This window comes from Nostoc sp. NZL, assembly GCF_015714705.1.
GTDB classification, from domain to species: domain Bacteria; phylum Cyanobacteriota; class Cyanobacteriia; order Cyanobacteriales; family Nostocaceae; genus Nostoc; species Nostoc foliaceum_A.
Map to the genome: position 1 here is coordinate 1 of NZ_WBKL01000106.1, position 12,636 is coordinate 12,636.

General features: G+C 40.9%; 11 protein-coding genes. 8 read left to right on the plus strand and 3 right to left on the minus strand.

Annotation, left to right across the window (positions count from 1 at the left end):
- Both F8R90_RS14980 and cysC read left to right on the plus strand, forming a co-directional pair.
- Positions 1–296, plus strand: a 296-nt coding sequence (locus F8R90_RS14980; RefSeq protein WP_196511393.1) for a transposase, incomplete at its 5' end; no start/stop codon positions are given.
- A gap of 572 nt (positions 297–868) precedes the next feature.
- Positions 869–1,411 (plus strand): adenylyl-sulfate kinase, encoded by a 543-nt coding sequence (cysC, locus tag F8R90_RS14985; protein ID WP_196511394.1) that lies wholly within the window; start codon positions 869–871, stop codon positions 1,409–1,411.
- A 47-nt stretch (positions 1,412–1,458) separates the two neighbouring features.
- Here the strand turns inward: cysC and F8R90_RS14990 are convergent, their stop codons facing one another.
- Positions 1,459–3,447: an ABC1 kinase family protein gene (locus F8R90_RS14990; protein ID WP_196511395.1), complete on the minus strand. Its 1,989-nt coding sequence runs from the start codon at positions 3,445–3,447 to the stop codon at positions 1,459–1,461.
- 258 nt (positions 3,448–3,705) lie between these two features.
- On the opposite strand from F8R90_RS14990, the gene recN reads away from it, so the two are divergent.
- Positions 3,706–5,454 (plus strand): DNA repair protein RecN, encoded by a 1,749-nt coding sequence (gene recN, locus F8R90_RS14995; protein ID WP_196511399.1) that lies wholly within the window; start codon positions 3,706–3,708, stop codon positions 5,452–5,454.
- A gap of 267 nt (positions 5,455–5,721) precedes the next feature.
- Here recN and F8R90_RS15000 read toward each other — a convergent pair whose 3' ends face one another.
- Positions 5,722–6,426 carry an SAM-dependent methyltransferase gene (locus F8R90_RS15000; RefSeq protein ID WP_196511396.1) on the minus strand — a complete coding sequence of 235 codons (705 nt, stop codon included), beginning with the start codon at positions 6,424–6,426 and terminating at the stop codon, positions 5,722–5,724.
- Positions 6,427–6,499: 73 nt separating this feature from the next.
- Complete coding sequence (locus tag F8R90_RS15005) at positions 6,500–8,485, minus strand: bifunctional metallophosphatase/5'-nucleotidase (protein WP_230966330.1); 1,986 nt, start codon at positions 8,483–8,485, stop codon at positions 6,500–6,502.
- Positions 8,486–8,871: 386 nt separating this feature from the next.
- On the opposite strand from F8R90_RS15005, the gene F8R90_RS15010 reads away from it, so the two are divergent.
- The 5 genes from F8R90_RS15010 (at position 8,872) to F8R90_RS15030 (ending at position 12,217) form a co-directional block, all read left to right on the plus strand.
- Positions 8,872–9,582: an ABC transporter ATP-binding protein gene (locus F8R90_RS15010; RefSeq protein WP_196511398.1), complete on the plus strand. Its 711-nt coding sequence runs from the start codon at positions 8,872–8,874 to the stop codon at positions 9,580–9,582.
- Positions 9,572–10,369 carry an ABC transporter permease gene (locus F8R90_RS15015; protein ID WP_190892029.1) on the plus strand — a complete coding sequence of 266 codons (798 nt, stop codon included), beginning with the start codon at positions 9,572–9,574 and terminating at the stop codon, positions 10,367–10,369. Before F8R90_RS15010 ends, F8R90_RS15015 begins: the two co-directional genes overlap by 11 nt.
- A 456-nt stretch (positions 10,370–10,825) precedes the next feature.
- Positions 10,826–11,185 carry a VOC family protein gene (locus F8R90_RS15020; RefSeq protein ID WP_190892030.1) on the plus strand — a complete coding sequence of 120 codons (360 nt, stop codon included), beginning with the start codon at positions 10,826–10,828 and terminating at the stop codon, positions 11,183–11,185.
- A 266-nt stretch (positions 11,186–11,451) separates the two neighbouring features.
- Positions 11,452–11,565: a GNAT family N-acetyltransferase gene (locus tag F8R90_RS32915; protein ID WP_331000658.1), complete on the plus strand. Its 114-nt coding sequence runs from the start codon at positions 11,452–11,454 to the stop codon at positions 11,563–11,565.
- 352 nt (positions 11,566–11,917) lie between these two features.
- Complete coding sequence (locus tag F8R90_RS15030; protein WP_190892031.1) at positions 11,918–12,217, plus strand: RNA recognition motif domain-containing protein; 300 nt, start codon at positions 11,918–11,920, stop codon at positions 12,215–12,217.
- Positions 12,218–12,636: the final 419 nt, after the last annotated feature.

A 12,636-nucleotide genomic window follows, 5' to 3' on the forward strand; every position in this document is an offset into this window, starting at 1 on the left:
CAATCGGTGCATTGTATGAAGTTTTTGAACCAGCCGAGGCCAGACGGATTGCCACAAAATTAGAAATTCACTATACACCTAAACATGGGAGTTGGTTAAATATGGTTGAATCAGAGCTATCTGTACTTGTCCGTCAATGTCTCCAACGAAGAATTCCGAATATTGAAACTTTAGAAAAACAGGTCTCGGCTTGGGAGTGCGATCGCAATATTAATCAAGTTCGTGTAGATTGGCGTTTTCGTACAGAAGATGCCAGAGTTAAGCTGTCAAAGATTTATCCAACCCCGCAAAATTAATGGGACAGACCACTAGGCAGGCAATCATTGCCAATAAACAAACCTGTATCAGAAACAGAACCCAAAGGAATTGCCCCAGATAACAGGTCACATCGTCATAAAGCTTCACTGTGTAAACTTTGCAGACATTTTGAGCTTAGTTTTTTTATAACGTCCTAGTAGTAAGTCTTATTTTGTATAACTATTGTTATAATAAAGACTATTTAGTTAAAAAAAACCTGTATATATACTGAATATAAAATTTGGTTAAAACTTTAATAATTTGTAACCTGGGTCAGCAGGTTTTCTTTGTATAGCCATGAGAGTAGTCGTTAGGTTTGAGAAAATGCGTAGGCGTAGCCCATCGTCAATATCGCCAGTCTCTGTATTAAATATTTAAACTAAATACGTGTAAATGCTATTACTTCGCTCGAAACCAGTAGAGATGAAAGTAGCAAAGCTGACACAAGCCGCCAAGCAACGCCTAAAATTACTGCTAAAAAAGGATTATAAAAATAAAATTGCTATTTGACCCGAAAGTACCCAAAAAAGCTTTTTTTTGTGTGCCATTTGAAGTGTACGACGGAGGTAAGATGAGACAACTAGAGTCTGGTGTGACAGTATGGTTAACTGGTCTGAGTGGTGCAGGTAAAACTACTATCTGTCAATTCGTAGAAAATAAATTACGGATGCAGGGATCCAGAGTTGAAGTTCTCGATGGTGATGCAGTACGTCAAAACCTATGCAAAGGGTTGGGTTTCAGTAAAGAGGATCGAGAAGAGAATATTCGGCGTATTGGCTTTGTGGCTCACCTTCTTGCCAGAAATAATGTAATTGTACTAGTTTCTGCCATTTCACCGTACCGCGAAATTCGGGAAGAAGTGCGCCAAAATATTCCGCATTTCATTGAAGTTTATGTCAATGCATCATTAGAAGTTTGTGAACAGCGAGACGTAAAAGGGTTATATAAAAAAGCAAGAGCCGGGAAGATTAAGCACTTCACTGGTCTCGATGATCCTTATGAAATCCCACTCTGTGCTGAAGTCGAATGTAAAACTAATCAAGAAAGCGTTGCTGAAAGTGCAACTAAGGTTTTAGAAAAGCTGGGAGAGTTGGGTTATTTATATAGTTGCTAGATTGAATGATTTATGAGTTAAAAACTTTCTTTAACTCATAAATTTCACTACGATGCCAATAATTGCCTAATTAACCTGGCTACAGCTTTTTGTGTGAAGCGGGTGGCAATTTGTTGACCCAAACGTTGTACATCTGAATTTACCAATAACTGGGAAATTTGGGGCGCAAGTTGCACTGGGTCAAAGCCTCGTGTTTCTCGGAGAATACCTAATATACGTTTGATATGCTCTAAGGTTTGTTGTTGCTCTACTGTCGCCGCCGGAGTTTCATTAACTGCTGTTAACCCAACGCGTTCCCGCAACAAATAGGTGAAGTTATGCAAAACATTTTTACCTAAAGCATCGAGTCCGTTAACAGATTCATCTACTAGCTTGTCACGAATAAAAGCACCGCGTTCAGATGATAGAAATTCTATCCCCTGATTCAGCACTAAGTTGAAGTCGTAGTCTTGACTGTTACGCGCATTTTTTAACAAGTTTTCTAAGCGATTCCAGCGAAATCTGCCATCTTTAAAGAGCAAATCTTGTAATGATGCTCTTAATTGCGGTGCTGGGTCTGTTAACAGGCGTTTGGAAACGTAGGGATAAGCTTCACTAAGAACTTTAAAGTTGGGATCTATATATATTGCAATACCTTCGAGCGTCACTAGGGAGCGAATAATTAAGGCGTAATATGGGGGTACACGAAAAGGATACTCATACATCAAAGCCGATAGTTCATCGGTGATGCTTTTAATGTTAAGTTCGGCAACACTGGCTCCTTGGGCATCAGCAAAGACTCTGGCAAAAGCTGGGATAATTGGTGTTAAATCAGTTTCTGGTGATAAGAAATCTAACTTAACGTAGTCTTTTGCTAAACCTTCAAAGTCGCGGTTAACGACGTGGACGATCGCTTCAATCAATCCATAACGCTGAGGTGGCTTAATCTCGCTCATCATCCCAAAGTCGAGATAAGCTAATTTTCCATCTGGTGTTGCTAACAAATTACCAGGGTGGGGATCGGCGTGGAAAAATCCATGTTCTAGCAACTGGCGCAGAGAACACTGCACACCCACTTCAATTAGGTAACGAGCATTTATGCCTTGAGCGCTAATTTCTTCTGTCTGGGTTAATTTGGTGCCGTTAATCCACTCCATCGTCAAGACGCGACGATTGGTGTATTCCCAGTAAATTTTCGGTACATATACGTCTTGAATATGACCATATAACTCGAAAAATCGTTCGGCATTTTCGCCCTCGTGGATGTAGTCCATCTCTTCAAAGATGCGATCGCCTAATTCATCGAGAATACCAACTAAGTCACTTCTTACCCGTTTGACCTTTTTCTGCACCCAAGCAGCGAGGTTACGCAAGATATACAAATCAATGGTGATCCGCTCTCGTAAGTCGGGGCGTTGGACTTTAACAGCGACTTCTTCACCAGTTTTTAGCTTACCTTTATAGACTTGCCCCAAGGAAGCCGCAGCAATTGGCTGGGCCGAGAGTTCGGCGTAAACCTCTTCTGGAGGTGCGCCTAGTTCTTCTTTGATAAACTGGTAAGCAAGTTCGTTGGGAAAAGGCGGTAATTGGTCTTGTAGCTTAGTTAATTCTTCTAGGTATACGGGAGGAACTAGATCCGGTCTAGTGGACAAAGCTTGTCCAATTTTGATGTAAGCAGGCCCCAACTGGGTAAGCAATACTCTTAACTGAGTGGCTCGGCGGCGGTCATTTTTGACGACGATTCCCCGTTTACTATCCGACCACAACCCAAAAGCAAAGGATAAAGTCGGCCCCAACACGGCGAAAATCCGCCGTATAACTTGCAGGGGTCTGTTTTGGTAATGCGCCGCTATGCTCACCGGATCGTAAAGCGTCTCAGGTTCGGCTGTTGGTCTCACCTGTTGGGCGGCTAAGAGTCTTGGCGAGCGCACAACTAAGCTTGGTGTACCATCTTCTGGCAGTACATCAATAACGTCCAGTTCGCCTCGGCTATTTGTGCCGTTGCGATTGTCCTCCTGAATTGGTCGGGAACTAGGGGGAAGTGTCTTAACAATCATGAAGAAGGCCACCAGTCAGAACGATCACATTAAGTATTGTAACAATATGTTGAAGGATTGAGCATGGGCCATTAAGCATTGGGCATTAGGATAAAAAAATATTTTCCACTACCCAGTCGCCAGTACCCAGTGGTTTGTTACACTTAAACGGGCATACTAGTTCAATAGTAGTAGGTATTGCTAGTTGCTGAAAGATCATACTTATTGTCTTGTAAGTTAGAAGTATCCGGCATCTGCCCTCATGGAGAATTTGGCTTGATGTTGCTTTGCCTACGAATTGAAAACTTTGCCCTAATTGACCAACTGGAATTGGAATTTGGCGCGGGACTAAATGTGTTGACAGGTGAAACCGGCGCTGGAAAATCGATTATCTTGGATGCCATTGATGCGGCTTTGGGCGGTAAAGTCTCTAGTCGAGTTATTCGCACGGGAACAAGTCGGGCGATGGTAGAAGCTACTTTCACCTCAAATGCCCCCTTAGCGGCTTGGTTGACCGAGCAAGAAATAGATTTGCTTGATGAAAATTCTGTAGTGATTAGCCGAGAAATCACAGCCACTGCTAGTAATATTCGTAGTCGATCGCGGGTAAATGGCGTGTTGGTAAATCGGCAGATTATGGGAGGAATGCGCGATCGCTTGGTGGAAATCACAGCCCAAGGTCAAACGGTGCAAGTGGGACAATCTGCCCAAGTCCGCGACTGGTTAGATTTGTATGGCGGTGACTCTCTAATGCAGCAGCGTCATAAGGTGGCCACGAGCTTCAGTGCTTACCAACAGGCGCATCTAGCACTAGAAAAACGCCGGACATCAGAACGGGAAAGGTTGCAACAACTTGACTTACTTACTTATCAAGTTCAAGAATTGGGAGCAGCCAATCTCAGCGAACCTAATGAATTGGAACAGTTGGGACAAGAACGGGAACGCCTAAATCATGTCGTCGATTTACAACAAATGAGTTACAAAGTTTATCAGGCTTTGTATCAAAACGATAATGAAACTCCCGCCGCAGCAGATTTATTGGGAGATAGTGAGATTACATTAAATGACATGGTGGAATATGATACCCAACTGCAACCCCTACTAGAATTGGTGCGGGACGCGCAAGCTGCGGTAATGGAAGTGGGAAGGCAGATTAATGCATATGGGGATGGTTTAGAAGCCGATCCACAGCGGTTAGAAGAGGTGGAAGAACGCATTCGGGAATTAAAGCAAATTTGCCGTAAGTACGGCCCGACACTTACAGAAGCGATCGCTTATTACCAACGTATCCAAGGGGAATTAGCCCAACTTAACGACAGTGAACAATCTATCGAAAAGTTAGAACAGCAAGAAAAGGTATGTTTTGAAAAACTCACCCAAGAAAGTAATCAGTTAACTCAACTGCGGAGTAAGGCGGCTGCTAATTTAGAATCACGTTTGATAGCTGAACTCAAGCCCCTAGCGATGGAAAAGGTGAAATTTTTGGTTGAAATATTACCAGCTTCCCCAACTGCTATGGGAGCAGATAAAATTACCTTTATGTTTAGTTCCAACCCCGGAGAACCACTGCAACCTTTAACGGAAATTGCCTCTGGTGGGGAAATGAGTCGGTTTTTACTCGCGCTGAAAGCTTGTTTTTCTCAGGTTGATGTGGCTGGAACAATGGTATTTGATGAAATTGATGTCGGCGTTTCGGGAAGAGTCGCCCAAGCGATCGCGGAAAAATTACACCAGCTAAGTCAACGTAACCAAGTATTATGTGTTACCCACCAGCCTTTAGTTGCGGCAATGGCTGATCGCCATTTCCGCGTAGATAAGCAGACTATCAATCAAGGCAAAGGTAAAAAAAGCAACAATGACAACGCCGAAGAGCGTACCGTTGTCAGAGTTACTACCTTGGATAATTTAACCACTCGTCGGGAAGAACTAGCGCAGTTAGCTGGTGGTAAATCTGCAAGTGATGCGATCGCTTTTGCAGAATCTCTGTTACTGCAAGCTGCTAACCACCGCCGTGGGGAGCATACTTAGGAATGTGGATTAAATAAGATCCAGATGAAGCAGAAGCAGACAGTGCATTTTTGCAGTTGTCTCAAGTTACTTCTCTCTCAAGTTACTTCTCATGAAAGAGCAAGTCAGTGGTATGCAGGATGACTACAAGTCATTGAGTCTTTATTGCAAATGCCAAGGCGATGTTGTCTAGCTAGAGAAAATGATTATTTTAGCCAATCAATTCATTCGCAAGATACTTTACGGTAGAGGGCACAACTCCAAGAATTACGAATTACGAATTACGAATTACGAATTACGAATTAAATTAACATCTCTGGTTATCTTCAACATTTTATTTCCACCAGGCTGTAGTTCGTATTCAACCTTTTCAATATCTACTTTATAACCCTTTGAAGTGTAATATTTAACTACTTCATCTAAGTGTTGTGAATGTTTCCACATTAAAGTTATCAGGGGAAATATTCGGATTTCTTTAGCAATACGCAGCATCTCACCTACAGAATATAGATGAAAATTGTAATCGAGATGGTCTGAATATAAAAACAATAAATGTGAACAAAGGGCTATATCAAATTCTTGATTTTTAAATGCCAATTTTGGCAATTTCCCAGTTCTGTATCTGTTGGTGTTTATGCCAGTTTCATAATCAGACAGAAATTCTTGAATAACTTTCACTCGATTGTTTCGCAAATCCTCTGGAGATTTATGATAGCTCCATACCCAATCATTTGATGTAACCTTGACTTGGTTAATGATGTTATCTACAACTTCATTAAATCTTTGCAATATTTCATCACCGGCAAATTGGTAGAGTGGATCAACAGAAACTACACTTTTACCCTGACGTGTCATTTCTGCATTAAAGCTTGCCGGTCCATCCCCAATTCCAATAATTCTTTTATTTAAATCTGCATTTGTTAAATTGAATATTTTTATATATTCATCCATTGACCTCCCAAAAGGAACTACTTGATCTAAAACCATTGCCATAGAATTTACCTCATCAATAGACTGATTACACAGAATAATAGCAAACTAAAAATACTTGATTGCTAGCCGGCAATCATTCAAATGAATCTGATAACACCACATCTTTACGCAATTTGAGATTTTGAATGCGAGTATCTTCGGTGGGTGGCACATCCCTTTGAGCAAATGGAATTTGCTTAAAGTTAGCAGCCAGATATTCTGCTAATGCATCTTGCTCTGAACCATCAGCAGCAAAGGTGGCTAAACCTGTGCGTTTGCTCTTATCAGCATCTTTTGATGTCAAATCAACCCCTTCTCTTTTGGGAAAAGGATAGCCATCACCACCAGTTGCGAGGAAGTTTAGGGTAACAGTGCGGAAGACCCGATTAGGGTCACCCACTAACTCTGCATTTTTAACCACGACATCAATAATTTTGCCTTTCCCATCTTTGATAGCAAGGGATTTGACACGCTTACCTGCTGGCAAGTCCGGGTCAAAGCTAAAGGTTAATCCCGCTACTTGGGGAAAACTACCAGGGGTAGCACCGGGCGCTATAGCTGCTACACTGTGTTCAATGACTGCTAGTAGTTCTGTTGCACTCAGAGTAAGTAAAGTCAAGCCATTGTTGAATCGTAGCGCATTGGTGATATCAAGTTGGGAAATTTCTTTTGCTTTCTTACCTGCCACAGGATTTGCTTGAGGTGGCAGTTTGATAACATCCTGTGAGCGAGTCGAACCTGCGGGAAAGGTATAGATACCAATATTGTCACGGATGCCACCACCATTTTTGATCGAAATGACAGTTTTCGGATCATATCGCTTGGCGATCGCTAAATCAGCTTCAGCTGTCAAATTCCCTAAATTGGTTTCTTGTGTGCGAACATCACCTCGCCAGCCATTGAGGAAAACGTTGGTTTTACCGAAAATCTGACCATCTTGCGCAATAATAACTTTTTTAAGTGCCTCTGTAATGGCGACAATTTTGGGGTCGGGTTTCCCACCTACAGCTCCTACTCCTTGGGAATCAGTAGCATAAGCACCGCTAATTTTGGGGTCAATACTAAACGGAATAATCACTCCATTGGCATCAAAGTTAACTACTAGACGACCGAGATAGCGATAGTTACCATCAGTATTAACTACGGCTATCGGATTACCATCTGCTGCTTTTTTGAGGATTGGGTAAGTTCCAGCAGATTTATCACCCACTCGGAGACGGTCTGTTTTATCGGCTAGTAAGGTATTGGAACCACCAGCAACAATAATATCTACTCCCTTGAGTAATTCTGCTAGCTTTTGCTCAATCGCAATTTGCTGCATATGCGCCAACAGAATAACTTTATTAATCTCTGGGTTTTTTGTCAGCAGTTTATCAACAGAAGTTTGAATTTCAGCAGCTAAGGCGGCGATGTCTGCGGCATCACGCTCATTAAATTCTTTAGGCAACACAGTTACACCACCGGGAGAGGAAATAGTCCGCAGTGTGGGAGTTGTCGCCCCAACTACAGCAATTTTTTCACCATTGAGAGTAATAATGGTGCTACGGGCAATCTTATTAGGAATTTTACTTGCCTCTTGACCATCAGTAGTAACTAATTTTGCTAGGTCTTTATCAGTGCTGAAGTCTAGATTCGTGCTGAGATAGGGGAATTTTGTGCCTGGGTAATCTTCTTTAGGTCGAATTAAGTCAGCAACAAGACCCGTTCCTAAGTCAAATTCGTGATTGCCAAATGCGATCGCACCAAATCCAAGAGCATTTAAAATTAAGATATCTCCTCTTCCCTGTCCACCAAAAGCTGTGTGACTGGCAAATAAGAATGGACTAGGAATATAAGCATCTCCAGATGAAAGGATTAAGGTATTAGGATAATCAGGCTTTCTGTCACAATTTGCATCCTGATTTTTGAGTGCATTCAACACCGCAGAAAAGTTTGGTACATCCTTCAGCGCAGGAACACCTGCTTCTTGGTCAGAAGTATGTAATAGTTGCAGTGTGAATCCTGGCTTAGGTGCTGTTTTGACTTGTGCTACACCAACACTAGTTCCTAGAAATAAAAAGCTGCCAAATCTAATTAGCAAACTTAACTGCTTAAGACTAAAATCTAAAATATTAAATTTACTTGAAATTTTATTTATTGAATCTAGAAAATGCATAATAACTTTTAGACTTGATCGGGGGTGAATACTTTTATAGTTTGCTTTTACCTTAGACTATAGTATTGAACCACAATTTAACCATCCGGTGTGAGTCGATGCACATAATTGCGGGTAAACATTTTTTCAATATCACGAATTTAAGGTGAGAACTAAAAAGTAATCCCATCGCCCCATAAAGTTTTAGTATCAGGTTTCGCGTTTCATAAAAATGGATAAAATTGAGCTAAATAAATGTTTTAAAAATAACCACAAAATGAAATACTGGTGTTTGATGCTTCAACTTTAAGCTGATAAACAAGCAGATAGCTATGAAAAATAAATTGGATGAGAGCCATAAGAATATAAAAACACCAGCTTTTGATAGCCCAATTTTGTCAGTAAAAAATTTAGGGCGGCAAATCCAAAATCGTTGGTTGTGGCAAGATTTAAATTTTGAATTATATTCAGGTGAACGAGTTGCAGTTTTAGGTGTTTCGGGTTCAGGTAAAAGCTTGCTGCTGCGTGTATTAGCTGGTCTTGATACGGCACAATCTGGGCAAATTATTTTTGGGGGAAAATCAATCAATTCCCACTTTCTACCCCATTACCGTTCTCAAATTATTTACTTGCATCAACGACCAGCCCTTTGGGAAGGAACTGTCGAAGAAAACCTAAAGCAAGTGTATCGTTTGACAACTCACCGCCATAAAGTTTATAACCGTCAACTAATTCTAGAATATTTGCATCTTCTGCATCGAGATGCTGATTTTTTGCAGCGTCCAGTTAGTGCTATTTCTGGCGGTGAAGGTCAAATTGTAGCCTTTTTACGAGCCTTGCAACTGTCGCCAAGAGTACTGCTACTTGATGAACCCACTGCTTCTTTAGATGGGTCAACTGCCAATAGTTTAGAAGCTTTGATTGCAGCTTGGCTTCATGATGACCCAGAACGAGCATATCTTTGGACAAGTCATGACCCTGATCAGTTGCAGAGATTAACAACCCGCCAAATTACTTTAAATGGGAGAAATAATGGTAACTAATTATATCTCTATTAGCTATGGACAACTCGCTTTGGCGACTTTGTTTGTTGTTATTAATATCGGACTTTCCTTTGCCTTGCGTTTGGGACTAGCCCAAAGTCTTTTGGTAGCATCGATGCGAATGGTAGTGCAATTATTGCTGGTGGGATACGTATTGCAGTGGGTATTTACTTTGCGTAACCCAGTATTGGTGCTACTTGTGGCTCTTGCCATGGCCACAATTGCAGGTTTTTCTAGTGTCAACCGAACCCGCAGACGATTTATAGGGATCTACTGGAGCAATTTTGTTTCCTTGTTAAGTGCTTCATTTTTAGTGACGGGGTTAACAGTTAATGGCATAATTCGCGTTGAGCCTTGGTACGACCCACAGTATCAAATTCCCATGTTAGGGATGGTTTTAGGTAATGCTCTCACGGGTACATCCCTGGCTTTAGACCGCTTTTTGGAGGATTTGACCACTAGAAGAGAGCAAATAGAGGCATTATTGGCTTTAGGAGCCACCCGTTGGGAAGCAGCACATCAGTCAGTCAAAGAAGCTCTGAGGACGGGGATGATTCCCACTATTAACTCTATGATGGTGATGGGTTTAGTCAGTCTACCGGGGATGATGACTGGTCAAATTTTGGCAGGAGCGAACCCGACTGACGCTGTACGCTATCAAATTCTGATTATTTTTACTCAAACATCGGGAACTGCGATCGCTACAATAGGTGTTGTGATTCTAACTTTTCTAGCTCTGTTTAATCGGCAACATCAGCTTGCAGAGATTGCACGCAAGCTAGGTTAGTTCCATCGTATCGTAAACTCATCATTCGTAATTTTTGAATTAGGAATTACGAATTATTCACTTTGCCTTGCCAAACAATTTTCTGAATTTGAATTTATTTCGGGATCAATTTAATTTTATAAAATTTATCTGCAACTTCTTGTTGTTTAGTGATTCTTAAGTTGGCATAAGAAAGCTTCATTCTGCTATTTTCTGTGACACACTCCTCAAGCTAGGTACTGATGCTTAATCATGTATATATATTGGTGATCGCTATACAGATGACTGATGTGGGGCTAAAGGAGTAAAAAGGAAATATATTTTGATTAACAGCGACCAACGTTATCAAGAGCTAGGTGAACAGAGAGTTGAAAACCTTTTTCAAGTTGAAGATAGGCTATTTCTTGATCAATTTAGTCAACTATAATTGCCGAGCAAGCACAATAAAATCTACTAGCTGCCTAACAGACGTTTGCAATGCAAATTCTTAAAGTACTAACTAGAGTCTATCTGAGTCCGATAGATTTAGATGAGGCGATCGCTTTCTATGAAAATCTCTTTACAGAAAAATGTTGGTTATGGTTTCAATATTCTGAGGCTGAGTTGGAACTCGCAGGTGTGGGTTCTATTCTTTTAATTGCTGGTTCGACAGAAGCACTCTCTTCATTCAAGAGTACACATGCAACATTTCTTGTTGACTCACTCAATGATTTTAAAGAAGCACTTATTCAGCAGGGTGCAGTAATTCTGGCAGAACCTAATAAAGTTCCCACTGGAGTCAATATGCGAGCAATGCATCCTGATGGAACCATTGTTGAGTATGTTGAGTTTGTATGATTAATTTTTAGCTCAAAAAGGATCTGCTGTGAAAGCTGCAATCAGACTAGCTAATGAAAATGATGCCTTAAAAAGGCTGGCAATTTATGCGCCGATTGGGCGGGAAACTCCAATTTACTTTGAGATAGAGCCTCCCAGCAAAACGGAATTTGAGGGCCGTATCCAGAATTATCAACAGCAAATGCCTTGGCTAGTGTGTAAAATTATATGGCTATGCTACTCCCTATCGGACTCGTGCCGCTTACCAATGGTCTGTAGAATCATCCGTGTACGTCAATGCTGAACATCGCAGAAAAGGAGTTGCTAAAGCTTTGTACACTTCCCTTTTTGGGTTGCTGCGACTCCAAGGATTTTATAACGTTTTTGCTGCGATCGCTTAACTTTTCATCATAGCCGAGAAAAGCAGTCAATTAATAGCTAGTTGTAATCAGGTACCACTACTTTATCACAAGGTTTTACCACAACTTGCACACATGAGCAAATTAGGAGATTGGAAAAGTATCATTTACGTTTAATTAAGTCCACTTACTTAGCGATCAGTTGCTTACATTACTTTTCATCACAGTTTTATAAAGTCTGACTAAATATTTAGCTGCTATGTCATAATAAAAGGTGAGAATTAATTCGGCGACCGCGTTTGTTTTTATTATTGACAGGCTTTTTCCTTTTGGTATTCACAGACTTTTCTCCGAAATCTAAAACTCTACACATCTATGATTTGGGAGAAAATTTATGTCAGTTTATGTAGGCAATCTTTCTTACGAAGTTACAGAAGAAGGTTTGAATGCTGTGTTTGCAGAATATGGTTCTGTAAAGCGGGTTCAGCTACCTACCGACCGTGACACAGGTCGTGTGCGTGGCTTTGGTTTTGTAGAAATGGGCACAGATGCTGAAGAAACAGCTGCCATTGATGCTCTTGATGGTGCTGAGTGGATGGGACGTGACCTTAAAGTGAACAAGGCTAAACCCAGAGAAGACAGAGGTTCCTTTGGTGGTAATCGGGGAAACAATAGCTTCGGCAATCGTTACTAAAATTCAGAGATATAGCTCTTGAAGCTAATCTATAAATTGAATTTAATTGTGGCTCAGGCAGGAATGCTTGAGCCTTTTTGTTACAAAACTTGCTTGATAAAAAGTTAAGCGATCGCCGCTTCACGAGTAGCAACTTTACTAAACCTCAGAAATTAAATATGCATTTGTAGAAACTGGAGTTTAGACTAAAAGCGATAGGAGAGAACGCAAATCAAAAGAAATTAGAGGTTAAAAATATTATCTTGTCAGCCTTAAAGCATCCTGACCTTTAACAATTATTGTGTAGTATACCTATTCAGAAAACAATACAATAATGATAATCATAAAAAGGGTGGGAGAGAAACGAGCGTCGCTCGTTTCTCTCCCACCTCCCCCTATTCGATTATCATTATCAAATAGAGATTAGATGGGGAATGATC

What these genes read in the sequence shown, in the direction of transcription:
- F8R90_RS15030 (WP_190892031.1), top strand. Translation starts at nt 11,918, where the DNA reads ATGTCAGTTTATGTAGGCAATCTTTCTTACGAAGTTACAGAAGAAGGT.
- F8R90_RS14990 (WP_196511395.1), bottom strand. Translation starts at nt 3,447, where the DNA reads ATGATTGTTAAGACACTTCCCCCTAGTTCCCGACCAATTCAGGAGGAC.
- F8R90_RS15020 (WP_190892030.1), top strand. Translation starts at nt 10,826, where the DNA reads ATGCAAATTCTTAAAGTACTAACTAGAGTCTATCTGAGTCCGATAGAT.
- F8R90_RS15010 (WP_196511398.1), top strand. Translation starts at nt 8,872, where the DNA reads ATGAAAAATAAATTGGATGAGAGCCATAAGAATATAAAAACACCAGCT.
- F8R90_RS15015 (WP_190892029.1), top strand. Translation starts at nt 9,572, where the DNA reads ATGGTAACTAATTATATCTCTATTAGCTATGGACAACTCGCTTTGGCG.
- F8R90_RS15000 (WP_196511396.1), bottom strand. Translation starts at nt 6,426, where the DNA reads ATGGCAATGGTTTTAGATCAAGTAGTTCCTTTTGGGAGGTCAATGGAT.
- cysC (WP_196511394.1), top strand. Translation starts at nt 869, where the DNA reads ATGAGACAACTAGAGTCTGGTGTGACAGTATGGTTAACTGGTCTGAGT.
- recN (WP_196511399.1), top strand. Translation starts at nt 3,706, where the DNA reads ATGTTGCTTTGCCTACGAATTGAAAACTTTGCCCTAATTGACCAACTG.